The 16959-nt window shown below is 71.4% G+C and carries 15 protein-coding genes; 12 read left to right on the top strand and 3 right to left on the bottom strand.

Translation table 11 applies throughout. From position 1 onward, the window contains the following. Window positions 1-178 precede the first annotated feature (178 nt). The 12 genes from ACZ6TI_RS34650 (at window position 179) to ACZ6TI_RS34595 (ending at window position 14102) form a co-directional block, all read left to right on the top strand. Window positions 179-1738, top strand: coding sequence for a serine/threonine-protein kinase (locus ACZ6TI_RS34650; protein WP_465349430.1), 1560 nt, complete (start codon window positions 179-181; stop codon window positions 1736-1738). Window positions 1739-1768: 30 nt separating this feature from the next. Further along, window positions 1769-2338, top strand: a complete 570-nt coding sequence (locus ACZ6TI_RS34645; RefSeq protein WP_465349429.1) for a GNAT family N-acetyltransferase — start codon at window positions 1769-1771, stop codon at window positions 2336-2338. Between the two features lie 211 nt (window positions 2339-2549). Continuing rightward, complete coding sequence (locus ACZ6TI_RS34640; RefSeq protein ID WP_465349428.1) at window positions 2550-3992, top strand: sugar transferase; 1443 nt, start codon at window positions 2550-2552, stop codon at window positions 3990-3992. Window position 3993: 1 nt separating this feature from the next. Beyond that, a complete protein-coding gene (locus tag ACZ6TI_RS34635) occupies window positions 3994-5436 on the top strand; it encodes an O-antigen ligase family protein (RefSeq protein WP_465349427.1) in 1443 nt (480 codons plus the stop codon). After that, window positions 5433-6986 carry a murein biosynthesis integral membrane protein MurJ gene (gene murJ, locus ACZ6TI_RS34630; protein ID WP_465349426.1) on the top strand — a complete coding sequence of 518 codons (1554 nt, stop codon included), beginning with the start codon at window positions 5433-5435 and terminating at the stop codon, window positions 6984-6986. The genes ACZ6TI_RS34635 and murJ overlap by 4 nt, the downstream gene beginning before the upstream one ends. Next, window positions 6976-7692, top strand: a complete 717-nt coding sequence (locus tag ACZ6TI_RS34625) for a polysaccharide deacetylase family protein (protein WP_465349425.1) — start codon at window positions 6976-6978, stop codon at window positions 7690-7692. The genes murJ and ACZ6TI_RS34625 overlap by 11 nt, the downstream gene beginning before the upstream one ends. Beyond that, entirely contained in the window at window positions 7692-8858 is a 1167-nt protein-coding gene (locus tag ACZ6TI_RS34620; RefSeq protein WP_465349424.1) for a glycosyltransferase, read from the top strand. The genes ACZ6TI_RS34625 and ACZ6TI_RS34620 overlap by 1 nt, the downstream gene beginning before the upstream one ends. After that, window positions 8855-9712, top strand: coding sequence for a Wzz/FepE/Etk N-terminal domain-containing protein (locus ACZ6TI_RS34615; RefSeq protein ID WP_465349423.1), 858 nt, complete (start codon window positions 8855-8857; stop codon window positions 9710-9712). The genes ACZ6TI_RS34620 and ACZ6TI_RS34615 overlap by 4 nt, the downstream gene beginning before the upstream one ends. Next, window positions 9709-10842 carry a GNAT family N-acetyltransferase gene (locus ACZ6TI_RS34610; RefSeq protein ID WP_465349422.1) on the top strand — a complete coding sequence of 378 codons (1134 nt, stop codon included), beginning with the start codon at window positions 9709-9711 and terminating at the stop codon, window positions 10840-10842. The genes ACZ6TI_RS34615 and ACZ6TI_RS34610 overlap by 4 nt, the downstream gene beginning before the upstream one ends. Next, window positions 10839-11957 carry a glycosyltransferase gene (locus ACZ6TI_RS34605; RefSeq protein ID WP_465349421.1) on the top strand — a complete coding sequence of 373 codons (1119 nt, stop codon included), beginning with the start codon at window positions 10839-10841 and terminating at the stop codon, window positions 11955-11957. The genes ACZ6TI_RS34610 and ACZ6TI_RS34605 overlap by 4 nt, the downstream gene beginning before the upstream one ends. A gap of 5 nt (window positions 11958-11962) precedes the next feature. Continuing rightward, complete coding sequence (locus tag ACZ6TI_RS34600; protein WP_465349420.1) at window positions 11963-13186, top strand: cytochrome P450; 1224 nt, start codon at window positions 11963-11965, stop codon at window positions 13184-13186. A 46-nt stretch (window positions 13187-13232) separates the two neighbouring features. Beyond that, window positions 13233-14102, top strand: a complete 870-nt coding sequence (locus ACZ6TI_RS34595) for a glycoside hydrolase family 16 protein (protein WP_465349419.1) — start codon at window positions 13233-13235, stop codon at window positions 14100-14102. On the opposite strand, the gene ACZ6TI_RS34590 is transcribed toward ACZ6TI_RS34595, so the two are convergent. The 3 genes from ACZ6TI_RS34590 to ACZ6TI_RS34580 form a co-directional block, all read right to left on the bottom strand. Continuing rightward, a complete protein-coding gene (locus tag ACZ6TI_RS34590) occupies window positions 14099-14704 on the bottom strand; it encodes a response regulator transcription factor (RefSeq protein ID WP_465349418.1) in 606 nt (201 codons plus the stop codon). The genes ACZ6TI_RS34595 and ACZ6TI_RS34590 overlap by 4 nt on opposite strands. Before the next feature lie 319 nt (window positions 14705-15023). Beyond that, window positions 15024-15827, bottom strand: a complete 804-nt coding sequence (locus ACZ6TI_RS34585) for an ABC transporter permease (protein WP_465349417.1) — start codon at window positions 15825-15827, stop codon at window positions 15024-15026. An 86-nt stretch (window positions 15828-15913) separates the two neighbouring features. Beyond that, window positions 15914-16945: an ABC transporter substrate-binding protein gene (locus tag ACZ6TI_RS34580; RefSeq protein WP_465349416.1), complete on the bottom strand. Its 1032-nt coding sequence runs from the start codon at window positions 16943-16945 to the stop codon at window positions 15914-15916. Between the last annotated feature and the right edge of the window lie 14 nt (window positions 16946-16959).

Genomic DNA, 16959 nt, shown 5'->3' with positions numbered 1-16959 from the left:
ATCGAGGTACACCGGGTGAACCTCCGATCGCAGCCTGCACAGGTGACCTGGCCCACAAGCTACAAATGCATCCTGCACTGTGTCAATGTTTCGCGGTTATTACTGGCCGATGACGCGAGTCGCGCTCATCGGCACGGGTCGGGCATGATGTCGCGGCGGCCCATGGGGGAGGGTGAAAATGCTGCAGCCCGGAATGAAGCTCGGTGCGCGCTATCGCCTGGAATCCCGCGTCGGCGCCGGTGGCATGGGTGAGGTCTGGCGCTCGGTGGACGAGGTGCTGGGCCGCACCGTCGCGGTCAAGGCGATGCTCCCCGAGGTGGCCGGCCAGCAGGACTTCGCGCGCCGGTTCGTGGCCGAGGCCCAGGCGATGGCCGGGGTCAGCCACAGCGCGGTCGCCTCGATCCACGACTACGGGCACGACGGCAGCGTCACGTTCCTGGTGATGGAGTTCATCGACGGCGAGTCGCTGGCCCAAGCGGTGGCGCGGCTCGGCCGGATCCGCCCGGCGGACTCGATGCGGATGATCGCTCAGGCCGCCGAGGCGCTGCAGGCCGTGCACGACACCGGCATCGTGCACCGGGACGTCAAGCCGGCCAACCTGCTGGTGCGGCGCAACGGCGCGGTGGTGCTGACCGATTTCGGCATCTCGCGGGCCGACGACGCCACCGGGCTCACGCTCTCCGGCGCGGTGCTGGGCACTCCGACGTACCTGTCGCCGGAGCAGGTGCTGGGCCATCCGGCGACGCCGCTCTCCGACGTCTATTCGCTCGGGGTGGCGGCGTACGAATGCCTGTCCGGGCGCAAGCCGTTCGCCGGCGACAACCCTTATGCGGTGGCGCTGGCCCGGGTGCAGTCCGCGCCGCCACCGCTGCCGCCGGACGTGCCGCCCGCGGTGGCGGCGGTGGTCGAGCGGGCGATGGCGCCGGATCCGGCGCAGCGCTGGCCGTCGGCGATCGCGATGGCCGAGGCGGCCCGGCACGCCGCCGACGGGGGGCCGGTCACCCCGCCGCCGGCGTCCTTCTCCGGCCGGCCGTTCTCGGCGCCGCCGGCCGCATCCACGTCCGGGGCGTTCGCCCATGCCCAGGCCTCGTCCGGCCCGCCGGCCTACCAGCAGCCGATGACCCCGTGGCCGCAGCAGCAACAGCCGCAGACGCCGTGGCCGGGGCAGACCCCGTGGCCGGGCCAGGCTCCGGTGAAACGTCCGAAGTGGCCGATCGTCATGGCGGCGGTCTCGGTGCTGGCGGTGCTCGCGGCCGGCGTCGTGGTGTGGCAGGTGGTCGGCTCGGACCGCACGGACTCCCCGACTGTCCCGGGCGCCGCCGACAGCCGCGGCGCCGACAGCGGCGGCTCCGACCTGCCGTCGGGCTTCGAGAAGTGCGACCCGAACTACTGCCCCACCGAGCCGCTCTGCTGGGGCGGGCTGCTCTCGATCAGCGGCCGGGCCCAGCCGCCGGCGCAGGTGGCCTGCACCGAGGAGCACTCCTGGGAGACCTACGTGGCGATCCCGGCCACCGCCGACATGCTCCGCGGCCGGCAGGACGAGCTGCTCAAGCGGCCGGACGTGGCCACCGCGTGCTCGGCGGACGTGATGCTCTCCCGCACCACCAACCGCAAGGTGACCAAGGGCTGGACCCGCGACGCCTGGCCGATTCAGATCAACGGCTCGACCGACGTGCTGATCCACTGCATCGCGTCCAACCCGAGCGGCGTCGACTCGGGAGAGTCGGTGTTCTCCTGAGACGGGCCCGTCGTCGTACATAATCTGCCCGTGACGGCCGGGAAGATCTACCTCGAGACAGAGCGGATGATCCTGCGGGAGTTCACCGCGGACGACGTCGACCGGATCGTCGAGCTGGACAGCGACCCGGAGGTCATGTTCTTCATCACCGGGGGGAGCGCCACTCCGCTCGCCGAGGTGCGCGACGACGTCCTGCCGTTCTGGATGGCGTTCTACGACCGGCCGGGCGGCTTCGGCTTCTGGGCCGCCGAGGATCGCGCCGACGGCCGCTTCCTCGGCTGGTTCCACCTGCGGCCCAGCTCGGATCGCCCGGCGAGCGACGGCGCCGAGCTCGGCTACCGGCTGCGCCGCGCCGAGTGGGGACGCGGCTACGCCACCGAGGGCACCAGTGCGCTGATCGAGAAGAGCTTCGCCGAGCTCGGCCTGGATCGGGTCTTCGCCGAGACCATGGCGGTCAACGTCGCGTCCCGCCGGGTGATGGAGAAGGCCGGCCTGCGCTACCTGCGGACCTTCCACGCGGACTGGCCCTACCAGATTCCCGGCGACGAGCACGGCGACGTCGAGTACGCGTTGACCCGTGCCCAGTGGCTCAATTCCTGATCCATTTAAAGAGCCCCTAATGAGTTCTTGAATCTGCTCATTCGGACCCATCCGCCGTTCGGATGCCCTGCGTAGGGCCGATCTGGTGAAGACATGTCAAATGTCATATAGAACGTGAGAATCAGTCACGTTCGGCATGACATTTGCAACTGTGATTGGCCCTGGCGCGGCTGCGACCCTTTTTGGGAAGCCGCCGTGAACGGGGGAGACCGTGTATCAAATCGCCACGCTGGTCCGATGGGGACGCAACACCGGCAAGCGCGCACCGGCCCTGACCGAGTGCCCGTCCATGCCGCTGCCGGTGCCCGTCGTGCCGGTCCGCGCCGCTGCCGCGGGCATCGGCGAGGGCTGCGCGCTGCTCACTCTCGACGTGCTCTCGATCGTCGCGGTCTCCCTGCTGGCCGGTGCCGGCGGAGTGGCCATCGCGATCCGCGCCACCGCCCTGGTCGTCGCGCTCGCCGCCGCCGGGCTGTACCGGGCCCGGATGCACTTCTCGGTCCTCGACGACCTGCCCCGCATCGCGGTCGCCACCGCCGTGGTGGTGGCCGCCGGCGCGCTGCTGGCCCGGCCGACCGGCCCGGCGCCGCGGGAGCTGGTGGTGATCCCGTGGCTGTGGGCGGCCGCTCTGCTCGGTGGCGTCGTGGCCGCGCGTACGGTCGGCTATCGGCTGGTCCGGCGGCATCGCCGGCGCCGTCCCGGTCGCGCCGCGATCGTGGTGGGCAGCGGTGACTTCGCGGTCCGGGTGGCCGACGCGCTGCGCGAGGACCGGTCCTACGGCATCGCCCCGGTCGGCTTCGTCGGCCCGCCCACCCTGACCCAGCCGACGCTGCCGGTGCTCGCCCCGGCCGCCGACCTGGAGAAGGCGGTGGCCCGCTACAAGCCGCTGCACCTGATCGTCGCGTTTCCCGCGATCCCGGACGCCGACCTGGTGCAGACGCTGCGCCGCTGCCGCCGCTACGGGGTGACCGTGCACGTCGTGCCGCGGCTGTTCGAGCTGGCCGTCGGGTGTGGACGCACCGAGATGGTGCGCGGCATCCCGCTGGCCCGGCTGCGGCCCGAGCCCGCACAGCTGCGCCGCTGGGCGGTCAAGCGCCTGGTCGACATCGTCGGCGCGCTGCTCGGCCTGATGCTGCTGGCGCCGGTCTTCGCGATGTGCGCGCTGGCCGTGCTCTTCGAGTCGGGCCGGCACGGCATTCTCTTCCGGCAGGAGCGGGTGACCCGCGACGGCAAGAAGTTCACCATCATGAAGTTCCGCTCGCTGACCCCGGCCACCGCCCTGGAGTCGCAGGTCAAGTGGAACATCAACGAGGATTCGCGGGTCGGGCCGGTGGGCCGGGTGCTGCGGGTCAGCTCGCTGGACGAGCTGCCGCAGCTGGTGAACGTGCTGCGCGGCGACATGTCCCTGGTCGGGCCGCGCCCGGAGCGGCAGTACTTCGTGGACCAGTTCCAGCGCACCTACTCCGGCTATGCCGACCGGCACCGGGTGCCGACCGGGATCACCGGCTGGGCGCAGATCCACGGGCTGCGCGGCGACACCTCGATCGAGGAGCGGGTGCGCTTCGACAACCACTACATCGAGCACTGGTCGCTGGGTCTGGACATCAAGATCATCCTGCGTACGGTCGGCTCGATGCTCAGCATCCACCGGGTCTGACATGGCAGCCGTATCCACACCCCTCGCCGACCTGTTCGACGCACCCGTCGAGCCTCGTCGCAGCCCGCGCCTGCGGCCGGTGGCAACCGGCCCCCTCCGGGTCGCGCTCGCACCGATGGCCGCCGCGCTCGCCGCCGTCGATGCGGTGATCCGCCGGCCCAGCATCCTGGTCGTCGCCAGCATCCTGGCGGTCATCCTGCCCAGCAACATCAGTGACTTCACCGGTTCCGGCCGGATCTTCGTCGCCGACGTGGTGGCCGCCCTGACCGTGGCGGTGCTCGCGATCCGCCTCCTCACCCGGGGAGAACGGATCACCTCCCGGCGCGGCTGGCTGGCCTTCGCCTTCGCGCTGTTCTCCTTCGCGCTGGCCACGGTCACCGCCTCGGACGTCACCACCAGCGCGGTCGGCTTCATCCGTTACACCCAGATCTTCGTGCTGGTGCCGGTCGCCGTGGCGATGGCCCTGCGCGACCGGCTCGACGTGCTGCTGGTGGCCGGCGCGATCATCGCGGTCACCATTTTCGAGGGCGCGTTCGGCGTCTACCAATATCTGACCGGCACCGGCGCCTCCTACGGCGGACAGTTCGTCCGTGCGGTCGGCACCTTCGGCCCGGAGCAGATCATGGCGCTCGCCGCGCTCATCGGTTACGGCCTGGTGGTCACCCTCGCGCTCGGGCTGGCGCTGCACGGCCGCCCCCGCGTCGGCCTGCTCGCGGTGTCCGGCTTCCTGGTGCTGGCGCTGGGCTTCACGCTGAGCCGCGGCGCCTGGATCGCCACCGCCGCCGCCGTGCTGGTGCTCATCTTCGTCGCCAACTGGCGGGTCGCGGCGATGCTCTGCGCGATGGCGGCCCTCGGGGTCGCCTTTCTTGTGTGGTCGGCGAGCGGCACCACGAGCGACCCGTCCTCGGGCCGCGTCGACCAGCGCATCACCAGCATCTTCTCCTCGGGCAGCGCGCCCGACCAATCGGTCAAGGACCGGTACGCGCTCTGGCACGCCGCCCGCGCCATCTGGGCCGACCACCCGGTGATCGGCGTCGGCATGAAGGACTTCGTGTCCTATCGGGACAGTTACGCCTCGGTCGAGCTGTCCGCCGGCAGCGACGTCGGCGACCTCTCCTCGGGAGTCAGCCGGCAGGCCCTGATGTCCCCGCACAACCAATATCTGATGGTGCTCAGCGAGCAGGGCACGGTCGGCATCCTGGCGTTCGGCGGCCTGCTCGCCACGATCATGGTGGGCGCCGTCCGCAAGAACCGCCCGCGCCTGCTCCCGCCCGCCGAGGAGCGCTTCCTCGACCTGGCCGCGCCGGCCCTCATGGTCTGGACGCTGATCGACTGGATGTACGGCGACATCGGCGCCGGACCCAGCACGGTGCTGATGGCCACGCTGCTCGGCATCGTGGCCCGCCGCGGCGTGATCATCCCCCTGGAAAGGAAGCTCTCGTGACCGCCGCGCAGTCGTTGCGAAAGACCACGCTCGTCCGAGCCACCATGATCACGCTGATCGTGACGCTCTCCGGCTCGCTGCTCGGCTTCTTCCGCGACCTGTTCCTGGCCCGGTTCTTCGGCGCCGACGGAGGCACCGACGCCTTCCTGGTGGCCTGGACGGTGCCGGAGACCGCGTTCGCGGTGGTCGTCGAGGGCGGCATGTCGCTGCTGATGATCCCGCTGTTCTCCAAGGCGGTGGCGGACGCCCAGGGCGGCGACGTGGGCGCGGCGACCCGGCGCGCGGTGGCGGCGACCATGCCGCGCATCGTGGTGGTGCTGGTCGGGCTGTCCGCGGCCACCTTCCTGTTCGCGCCGTTCCTGGTGCACGCGATCGCGCCCGGCCTGGCCGATCCCGCCCTCGCGATCACCTGCACCCGGCTGACCTCGATCACCGTGCTCACCTTCGGGCTGGCCGGCTATCTGAGCGCCGCCCTGCGCGCCAACCACGTGTTCGGCGCGCCGGCCGCGATCCACCTGGCCTACAACGTCGGGATCCTGAGCCTGATGTGGGCGCTGCACGGGCCGCTCGGGGTGGTCAGCGCGGCCGCCGGGGTGGCGCTGGGCAGCGTGTTCATGGTGCTGGTGCAGCTGCCCAGCTTCCTGCGCAACGTCGGCATCCCGCGCGAGTGGCGGTCCACCGGCGCCGCCATCGCGCTCGGCGCCTTCCTGCCGATCACGCTGTTCACCCTGGCCCGGCAAGCGCAGGTGTTCGTCGAGCGGTTCCTCGGCTCGTCGCTGGCCGCGGGCACCATCTCGCACCTGAACTACGCGCAGAAGGTCGCCCAGATCCCGATGCTGGTGGCGCTGCTGATCTGCACGGTCACCTTCCCCACGCTGGCCCGGTCGATGGCCGCGGGCGAGGCGGACGTGGCCCGCAAGCGGATGGAGGGCGACCTGCGCACGGTCACCGCCCTGATCTTCGTGGCCACGGCGTATCTGGTGGTCTTCGCCCCGCACATCGTGCACGTGCTGCTCGAGCACGGCGAGTTCACCGCCGCGGACACCGCCGCCACCGCCGGGATCATGCGCATCTACGCGCTCGGCCTGCTCGGCCACGTGCTGGTCACCGCGTTGTCCCGCCCGTTCTACGCCGGCGAGACGCGCAACTGGTACCCGTTCCTGGCGATGGGCGCCGGACTGGTGGTGACCGCGGTGGTCGCGGCCATCGGGGTGCCGCACTTCGGCGCATCTGCCATCGCGGGCGCCAACGGCATCGGCATCACCACCGCTGCCGTACTGCTGCTCTTCGGCCTGCGGGACCAGATCGTCGCGGTCTCGCTGCCCGGGATCGGGATGGCCGTGCTGCGGCTGGGCGCGGCGGCAGCCGGCGCCGGCGCGGCGGGCTGGACGGTCGAGCGGCTGATCGGCGATTGGCCCGCGCCGGTGGTCGTGGTGGCCGGTGGCCTGGTGGTGCTGATCGTGTTCGCCGGGCTGGCCCGGCTGGCCGGAGTCGACGAGGCCACCGAGGTGGCCGCACAGCTGAAGCGGAGGATCCGACATGGACGTTGAGCTCACCCCGATGCCTCTGGTGCTGATGTACCACTCGGTCCAGCCCTACGAGACCGATCCCTACCAGGTCACCGTCAGCCCGAGCCGGTTCTCCCGGCAGATGCGCTGGCTGCGCAAGCGTGGCCTGCGTGGGGTGTCGATGCGCGAGCTGCTCGCCGGCCGGCGAGCCGGTCGCCGCGGGCTGGTCGGCCTGACCTTCGACGACGGGTACGCGAACTTCATCACCGAGGTCATGCCGATCCTCGACAACAACGGCTTCACCGCCACGGTGTACGTGGTCGCGGGCTCGCTCGGCGGACACAACGCCTGGGACGAGCCGGGTCCGCGGATGGAGCTGATGACCAAGTCCGCCGTCAAGCACGCCGCCGACTCGGGCATCGAGATCGGCTCGCACAGCCTGGCGCACGTGCGGCTGCCGGAGATCGGCGGCGACGAGCTGGCCGAGAACGTGGGGCTCAGCCGGGACATCCTCGCCGACGTGTGCGGCCAGGAGGTGACCGGCTTCTGCTACCCGTACGGCGCGGTCGGCGCCCGCGAGGTCGAGGCGGTGCAGGCGGCCGGGTACGAGTACGCGTGCGCGGTGCGGTCCACCCCGGTCATCGGCCGGCACGCCATCCCGCGCACCTTCGTCGGCGACAAGGACGCGTCCGCCCGGCTCTACGCGAAGATGGCCCGGCACCGGCTCACCGTGGGCAGGGCCGCCTGATGCGCGTGCTGCACGTCATCACCGGGCTGGCCGCGGGCGGCGCCGAGCACCAGCTGCGGCTGCTGCTGCGCCGGCTGCCGCAGGACTGCGAGGTCGTCACGCTCTCCAACGCCGGGTCGGTGGCCGAGGCGATCCGGGCGGACGGCACCACCGTGCACGAGGTGTCCATGTCCAGCAACCACGACCTGCGCGCGGTGATCAAGTTGCGCCGGCTGATGCGGGCCGGCCGCTACGACGTGGTGCACACCCACCTCTACCGGGCCTGCCTCTTCGGGCGGGTGGCCGCGCGGCTGGCCGGGGTGCCCACCATCGTGGCGACCGAGCATTCGCTGGGCGACGGCGTGATCGAGGGCCGGCGCACCTCGGCCGGGGTCCGCGCGCTCTACGCCGGCGCCGAGAAGCTCGGCCAGAACACCATCGCGGTGTCCGAGTCGGTGGCCGTCCGGTTGCGCCGCTGGGGCGTGCCGGAGCAGCGGATCAGCGTGGTGCCGAACGGGATCGACCCGGGCGAGTTCACCTTCGACCCGCGGCTGCGCTGGGCGGCCCGGGCCAAGCTGGGCATCGCCCAGGACGCGGTGGTGGTCGGCGGGGTCGGGCGGCTGGAGCGGACCAAGCGCTTCGACCGGTTGATCCGCGCGGTCAGCGAGGTGCCGGACGTGACCCTGCTGCTGGTCGGCCACGGCCCGGCGCGGGCGGCCCTGGAGCAGGTGGCAGAGCTGCACGGGGTCGGGCACCGGGTGGTGTTCGCCGGGGCGGTCGGGCATGCCCGCGAGATGTTGTGCGCGATGGACGTGTTCGCGTCACCGTCCGATTCGGAGACGTTCGGGCTGGCCGTGATCGAGGCGCTGGCCTGTGGGCTGCCGGCGCTCTATGCGGTCTGCCCGCCGCTGGACGAGCTGACCCCGCCCGGAGGGCACGGGCCACCGGACACCCCGGGCGCGCGGCGGCTGTCCGCGTATCCCGAGTCGCTGCAGCGGACCCTGCGCGCCGAACTGGCGAGCCTGTCCGAGCGGCACGGCGACCGGCTGCCGGTGCCGGAGGTCGTGTCCCGGTTCGACACCACCCGGCTGGCCTCGTCGGTCGGCCGGCTGTACGAGCGTCTCGCCGCCCGGCCGCGGCGGCGCCCACTGCACCCCCAGGTACAGATCAAAGGAGCACGCGGGTGAAATCACGGGAGATCCTGCGGAGGCTGGTCCGCCGCTTCGGATTGTTGCTGCTGCTCACGCTGCTCGGTGGCGTGGCCGGTGCGATCTACGCGGCGGTCAAGACTCCGACCTACACGGCGAAGGCCTTCGTGGTGACGATCGGCTCGGGGCAGGGCGAGGCGATCACCGCGCTCAACTACGCCCAGGCGTACGGCCGGATCGCCACCACCGGCCCGATCCTGGCCGGCGCCGGCGCGAAGCTCGGCGCCGACCGCAGTGGCCTCAACCAGGTCACCGCGTCCACCTCGCCGGACGCGCCGGTCATCGAGATCACCGCCACCGGCTCGTCCGCGTCGCACACCGCGAACGTGGCGAACGCGGTGGCCGGCTCGCTGATCGCCCTGGGCGACACCCGCAAGGCGGAGACCAAGGTGGGCCTGGCGATCCTGGCCTCGGCCACCCCGCCGGCCAAGCCGACCTCGCCGAAGCCGCCGATGGAGCTGGCCGTGGGCGCGGCCGGCGGCCTGCTGATCGGCGGGCTGGCGGTGCTGGCCGGGGTGGGCCGGCCCGGCGCCGCCCGCCAGGAGGAGGCCGAGGAGCGGGCCGAGGAGGCGACCGCCACCAAGGCCGAGCCCACCCGCTACGACGTGACCACCGACGACGAGGACGACCGTCCCGTCGCGATCGAGCGCTACATGGGCGTCTGGCGCGCCAAGAAGCCGCAGGAGCTCACCGCGGTGCCAGAGGAGCCCGCGGAACAGCTCGAGGACGCGCCCGAGTCCGAGGAGCCGGCGAAAGAGCCGGTCAAGCAGTCCGAAACCGTCAACGGCCGGATCGTCGGCCGCGCCGTCGTCTTCCGCGTGGAGGAGAAATGACCGCAGTACTTGTCGAGGCGTGGACGTCGGAGACCCGCCGCAGAGACGATGCCCTCGACGGCCTGGCCGCCGAGTGGGACGACCTGTTCGGCCGCTGCGCCGGGGCGTCACCCTTCCAGGCGTACGCCTGGGTGCACTCCTGGTGGCGGTCCTACGGCGTGCCCGGGCGCCTCCGGGTGCATCTGGTCCGGCATCGCGGCCGGTTGGTCGCCGCGGCCGCCTTCCAGCTGCGGTGGCGGGCCGGCTGCCCGGTGCTGACCCCGCTCGGCGGCGATCTCGCCGACTTCACCGACGTGCTGCTCGACGACGAGGACGCGGCGGCCGCCGTGCAGGTGCTGGCCACCACCATGGTCCAGGACCGCGGCTGGCAGGCGATCGACTTCCCGGAGTCGCGCCCCGGTTCGGTCACCGGTTCGCTGGCCGGCGTGTGGCCCGGCGCCCGCCACGAGACGCCCGGCTCGCTCTGTCTCGAGCTGGCCGCGAGCCCGATGGACGAACTGGTCCGGGCCCTGCCCGCGCACACCCGCAAAACCGTCAAGAGCCGCCTCAGCAAGCTGCGGAAGGCCCAGCCCGACGTGCGCGAGGTCGCCCCGGACGATGCCGGCCGGGCGGTCGCCGACCTGATCCGGCTGCACCGGCTTCAGTGGCAGGGCCGCGGCGGCAACCCGCACCACTTCACGCCCGAGTTCGCCGCGCACCTGACCCGCTCGATGCGCGTGATGATCGCCGCCGGGCAGGCCACGATCTTCGAGTACCGCTTCGACGGCGAACTGCTCGCCTCGTCCCTGATCCTGATCGGACGCGACCTGGTCGGCGGCTACTTCTTCGGGGTGGACCCGGCGTTGCGCGGCCGGGTGGACGTGACCACCATGCTGCTCGCCGACGCGCTGCCCCTGGCTCACCGGCTCGGCCGGCCGACGATGAGCATGCTGCGCGGCGCCGAGGCGCACAAGTCCACCTGGCGGCCGGTCGAGGCGGGCAACCGCCGGATCATGCTGGTCCGCCCGGGCAGCCTGCGCGGGGCCGGTTACGCCCGCGGCATCCTCGGCCTGCGGCGCGCGGTCGCGCTGGCCAAGGAGAGGGCACCCTGGGTCAAGGCGGTCCGGGACCGGCTGCGGTGGCGGCGATGACCACCGTCCTGCACGTGGCGCAGCCCCGCGAGGGCGGCGTGGCCGGCTACGTCGTGGCCGCCTGCCTCGACCAACTCGCCCGCGGCTGGAACGTGACCGTGGCCTGCCCGGACGGCGGCCGCCTGGCGGAGGACCTGAGCCGGGCCGGCATCCCGCGGCTGCGCTGGCCGGCGGTGCGCAGCCCGGGCCCCGACGCGGTGGCCGAGATGCTGCGGCTGCGCGCCATCGTGGACCGGGTGCGGCCGGACGCCCTGCACCTGCACGCGTCCAAGGCCGGGCTGGCCGGCCGGATGCGGCTGGGCCGCCGGATCCCGGTGCTGTTCCAGCCGCACGGCTGGTCCTGGCTGGCGGCCGAGGGCCGGTTGCGCTCGGCGAGCCTGGCCTGGGAGCGGATGGCCGCCCGGTGGACCGACCTGTTCCTCTGCGTGGGCGACGCGGAGGCCGCCGAGGGCCGCGCCCGTGGCGTCCGAGGCCGGTACGCGGTGGTCCGCAACGGCGTCGACCTGAGCCACTTCACCCCGTCCGGTGACCGCGAACGCGCCGCCGCCCGGCTCCAGCTGGGCCTCGACCGGGACGCGCCGCTGGTGGTCTGCGTCGGGCGGGTGACCCGGCAGAAGGGCCAGGACGTGCTGCTGTCGGCCTGGCCGGAGATCCGGCGGCGGTGCCCGGACGCGCGGCTCGCGCTGGTCGGCGACGGCGATCTGCTGCCCGCGGTGCGCTCGCACGCGTTCCCCGGCGTGATCTGCGCCGGCGCCAGCACCGACGTCCGCCCGTGGCTGGCCGCGGCCGACATCACGGTGTTCCCGTCCCGCTGGGAAGGACTGTCGCTGACCGTGCTGGAGGCGTTCGCGATGGGCCGCGGCGTGGTCGTCAGCGACATTCCCGGACTGGCCGAAGTGGTCACCCCCGAGGTCGGCGCCCGGGTGCCGGCCGATCGGCCGGAGGCGCTCGCGAACGCGGTCGCCGAGCGCCTGCTGCACCCGACCCTGGCCGTCCGCGAGGGCAGTGCCGCCGCCCGGCACGCCGTCCGCTTCGACCACCGGCTCACCTTCGACCAGCTCGCGGCGGAGACCCTCGCCGTCCTGCACGACCGGAAGGAACTCGCGACATGGTGACCGCGATGCGCCGCGTCCCCGGCAATGCCAATCGAGACCAGCCCTGGGACCTCGCCGATCCCTCGTTCTGGCACCGCCCGGAGGCCGAGCGGCTGGAGGCCTTCCGCAAGCTGCGGTCACTGGACGTCCCGGTGCGGTTCGGTGACGCGGTCAATGGTTTCCACGCGCTGGTCAAGCACCGCGACGTGATCGAGGCGAGTCGCAAACCCGAGATCTTCACCAGCGGTACGGGTGTCACGACGCCCCGCCCGCCGAGGTGGGTCCGGAAGGCGTTCGGCGACTCGATGGTGAACCTGGACGACCCGCGGCACAGCCGGCTGCGCGGCGTGGTCAGCAAGGCGTTCACGCCGAGGGTGGTCGCGAAGATCGCGGAGAACGTCACCCGGATCGCCACCGGGATCGCCGACGACGTCATCCGGGACCGGCCGGACGACTTCGTGTCCGCGGTCGCCGGGCGGCTTCCGTTCGAGGTCATCTGCGACATGATGGGCATTCCCGAGGCGTACCGGCCGGAGGTGCTGGCGCAGGTCGATCACAGCACCGAGCGCGGGGGCGGGCGGGTGCGCGTACCCGGGAAGAACCTGAGGGCACTCGCCCGCCTGCACCGCGTGGTCGGCAAGGTGGCGCGGGAGCGCCGCCGCGAGCCGGCCGACGACCTGATCTCCGCGCTGGCCAACGCCGACGTCGACGGCAAGCACCTGAACTCGCGCGAGCTGGGCTCGTTCTTCTCGCTGCTGCTGGTGGCCGGCGTGGAGACCACCCGGAACACCGTCGCGCACGGCCTGCACCTGCTGACCGAGAACCCGGACCAGCGGGCGCTGCTGGTCGGCGACTTCGACAAGCACATCGCCGGGTTCGTCGAGGAGGTGGTGCGCTACTCCTCGCCGATCATCCAGTTCCGCCGCACCGTCGCCGCCGACTACGACCTGCACTCCCACCAGCTCCGGGCGGGTGACGACGTGGTCCTGTTCTACACGTCGGCGAACCGGGACGAGACCGTGTTCGACGCACCGGACACCTTCGACATCACCCGCAAGCCGAACCCGCACGTGGGATTCGGCGGCGGCGGGCCGCACTTCTGCCTGGGCACGTCGTTGGCCCGGCAGGAGGTGACGGTGCTGTTCCGCGAGTTGCTGACCCGGATGCCGGAGATCCGGTCGGCCGGCGAGCCGCGGATCGCGCCGTCCAGCTTCGACAACCGCATCGCCCGCCTGCCGTTCACGTTCTGAGCCCTCGCGTTTTGAGTCCTCGCGTTTTGAGCCCCTGGGAAGTGCCATGAGCCGTCCGAACCGTTTCGCCGTCGCCCTCGCCGCGCTGCTGTTCGTGCCGGCTCTGGCCTCCTGCACCCGCAACGCGGTCGAGGAGCCGCCGATCGAGACCGGCGCGGCGCCCGTCTCGCCGCCGTCGGCCGAGGCGCCGCCACCGGAGGACGAGGGCCCGCCGATGCCGGTGGGCCAGCGCGACGGCTGGGAGCTGGTCTTCAGCGACGAGTTCGAGGGCACGACGCTGGACCTCAAGCGCTGGGCCGACAAGTCGTCGGCCGAGCCGGACCTGGGCCACGGCAACCCGGGCAACCAGCAGCTCGAGTGGAATCACGCGGCGAACTGTCAGGTCACCGGCGACGAGCTGGTGATGACCGCCAAGCGGCAGGCGTTCACCGCGCCGTCCGGCACCAAGTACGGCTGGACGTCCTGCCTGATCACCACGACCCCGTCCTACGACTTCCAGTACGGCTACATCGAGGAGCGCTCGATCCTGCCGCCGGAGCGCGGCTTCTGGCCGGCCTTCTGGACCTGGCAGGCGCGCGGCGTCGACCAGCACACCGAGACCGACGTCTACGAGTTCTACTCGGACAACCACCGCCGGCTCTACGGCACGCAGTATTCCGGCCCGCGCGCCCGCTGCGACCTGAAGCCGACGTTCAACCCGACCGACGGCTGGCACACCTACGGCGCCGCGATCGAGCCCTCCGGCACCACCTGGTATCTCGACGGGATGCAGGTGTGCACGTCGCCGGCCACCTCGGACGGCTCCACGAACATCGTGTCGAACCTGGCCGTCTATTCGAAGATCCCGCCGGACGACATGGTCTCCTCCGCCACCAAGCGCGTCGACTACATCCGGGCCTGGCAACGGCCCTCTTAGTGCAGCCAGCCGTTCTTGCGGACGATGCGGATCGCGTCGAGGCGGTTGCGGGCGCCGGTCTTCATGATCACCGTGGACAGGTAGTTGCGGACCGTGCCGCCGGAGAGGTAGAGGCGGTCGGCGATGTCGGCCACCGAGTCGCCCTCGGCGGCCAGCCCGAGCACCTCGAGCTCGCGGGTGCTCAGCTCACGGTCGGTGTTCAGCGAGGCGGTCTGCAGCCGCGGGTGGACGATCCGCTCACCCGCGGCCAGCCGGCGCACCGAGTCGGCGAGCAGGGTGTCGGACGCGTCCTTGAGCAGGAAGCTGAGGTCGCGGGCCCGGCGCCGGGGCGGCAGCATGCCGCGCTTGCTGGGGTCGCAGAGCATCAGGACCGAGCAGGACGGCACCTTGGCGCGCAGCTCGGCGGCCACCGGGAGCACCTGGCTCACCATGTATTCGGTGTCGATGACGATGACCTGCGGCGTCAGCGTGGCCGCCTTGTCCACCATCGTCGCGTCGAACGGGACGGTGCCGAGAACCTCGATGTCGGGCTGGGCGTTGAGGAGCTGGCGGATCGGAACGCCGAAATAACCGGTGTCCCGCACTATCAGGAGCCCGATCAACTAGATCACCTCGCCCGATCGACGGCCTTCCTGCTTCGAGAGGTTAGTAGGTCTGGACACGTCTCGCACAGTCCACCGGAAGAGCGGCACGGATCTCACTTTCACATCGTGACCGTACGGTGATCATCCGCATACCCGCAGGTCAATGCTCATTAGTGAGGTTCGATGCCCGGGCCCCGGCCGGATTGGTGTCGGTGGTGGACGATCAACATCTCCGTCTCGTATCCGATATGTCCGGTAAACCCTGGCCGAACGACCGACGGAGTTCTGTCGTAGTGACCCTCAGGCAACTCCCTGTGTGGTTCCTGAATGCGTCAGCTCAGCCCGTTGTGCCCTTGAACCACGGCACGATCAGCCGTTCGAGGATCGCGATCGCATAGAAGAGCACGATGCTCATCACGGCCAGCAGGGTGATCGAGGCGAACGACATGCTGGAGTCCGAGCCGGCGTTCTGGATCACGAAGCCGAGCCCCTCGGTCGCGCCGAACAGCTCGCCGACCAGCGCGCCGATCACCGCCAGCGGCATCGCCACCTTGAGCCCGACGAAGATCTGCGGCAGCGCGCCGGGCAGCCGGATGCGGCTGAACATCTGCCAGCGCGAAGCGGACAGCGAACGGGCCATCTCGGCCAGGTCGGCCGGCGTGGAGATCAGGCCGGCCGTGGTGGACAGCACGATCGGGAAGCAGCACATCAGCACGACCAGCACCACCTTGGGGCCGGGGCCGAAGCCCATCCAGGCCACCAGCAGCGGCGCGAAGGCGAGCTTGGGCACCGCGTTCAGCGCCACCAGGGTCGGCATGAAGGTCTGCTCGACCAGCCGGGAGCTGGCCAGCAGGGCGCCGAGGCTGATGCCGATGAGCACCGCCAGGCCAAAGCCCTGCAGCGTCTCGAGCAGCGTGACCAGGGCGTTGTCCAGCAGGAACGCGGGGTCGTCGAGAAGGGCGGTGACGACCTGCGGCGGGGTCGGCGCCAGGAACGACTCGATCCCGAAGACGATCATCGCCAGCCACCAGGCGCCGACGAAGAGGATGGCGCCGAGGATGCCGAGCAGCACCGCGGACGGTGCGCCGCGTCCCTTGGGCTCGGCGGCCCGCGCCGGCTCGGTGGCGGTCGTGGTGGTCATGGCCTGCTCCTCAAAAGTCAAAGACAGCGCGCCCGGCACCTGAGTCGGGGCCGGGCGCGCTGCTGAAGACTGTAGGCGGAAAGGGGTCAGCTCTTCGCCACGTAGTCGAAGGCGATGATGTCCTTGGGGTTGATCGCCGCCGGGATCGCACCGGCCCCCTGGAGGACGGCGATGTTGCGGGTGACGCGCTGCTCGTCCAGCGTGCCGATCGGGCCACCGGTCACCTTCGCGTAGGGCACCATCAGCGTCATCTCGGCGGCCGCCACCGGCTCGGGCTGGGTCTTGTTGTACTTCGCGAAGATCTTGCCGGCCTCGGCCGGGTTGTCAATCGCGTACTGCAGGCCCTTGAGCAGCGCGGCGTTGAAGCGCCTGACCCGGTCGGGGTCGGCCTTGAGGTCCTTGTTGCTGACCCCGACGCCGTTGCCGTAGAGGTCGACCAGCTGGTCACTGAAGGGGAGCACGACCGCGGTCTTGCCCTTCGCCTTGCCGACCGCGTCGATGCCCGGCTTGCCCACCACGAACTGGGTGGCCGCGTCGATCGAGCCGGCCGCGAGGCCCTTGCCCATCTCCTGCGGCGGCATGATGACCCACTTGACCGTGCTGGCGTCCACCTGGGCCAGCTTCGCGTAGGTGTCGAACAGCGTCTTCACGATGCCGCCCGGGATGTACGCGATCCGCTTGTTCTCCAGGTCCTTCGGCGTCGAGATGCCGCTGCCGCTGAGCGCCATGAAGCACGCCAGGTTGCGCTGCTGGAGGGCGCTGACGATGGTGAAGTCCTTGTGCGTGCCCTTGCCGTACGCGATCAGGCCGGCGGTGATGTCGACGACCGCGAAGTCGGCCTGGCCGGCCTGCAGGATGCCGAGGTTCTTCTCGGTGCCGAGACCGGGCTTGACCTCGACCTCGAACCCGGCCTCCTTGAAGAAGCCCTTGTCGATGGCCACGTGCACGTAGGACTCGCGTCCCTGCACACCGAGACCGGTCAGGTAGGTGACCTTCTCCAACGTGCCGGTCTTGGTGTCGCCACCGGCCGGGTCGTCGTCATCGCCGGTGCAACCGGCAGCGAGGATCAGGGCGGCGGTGGCGGCCACGGCGCCGATCAGTCGGGCAGTTCGTCTCACGGAAAAATCTCCTC

It is taken from the genome of Actinoplanes sp. NPDC051388 (assembly GCF_055586225.1).
The sequence above is the reverse complement of the archived record's forward strand: the minus strand, read 5'-3'. Positions and strand labels throughout refer to the sequence as shown.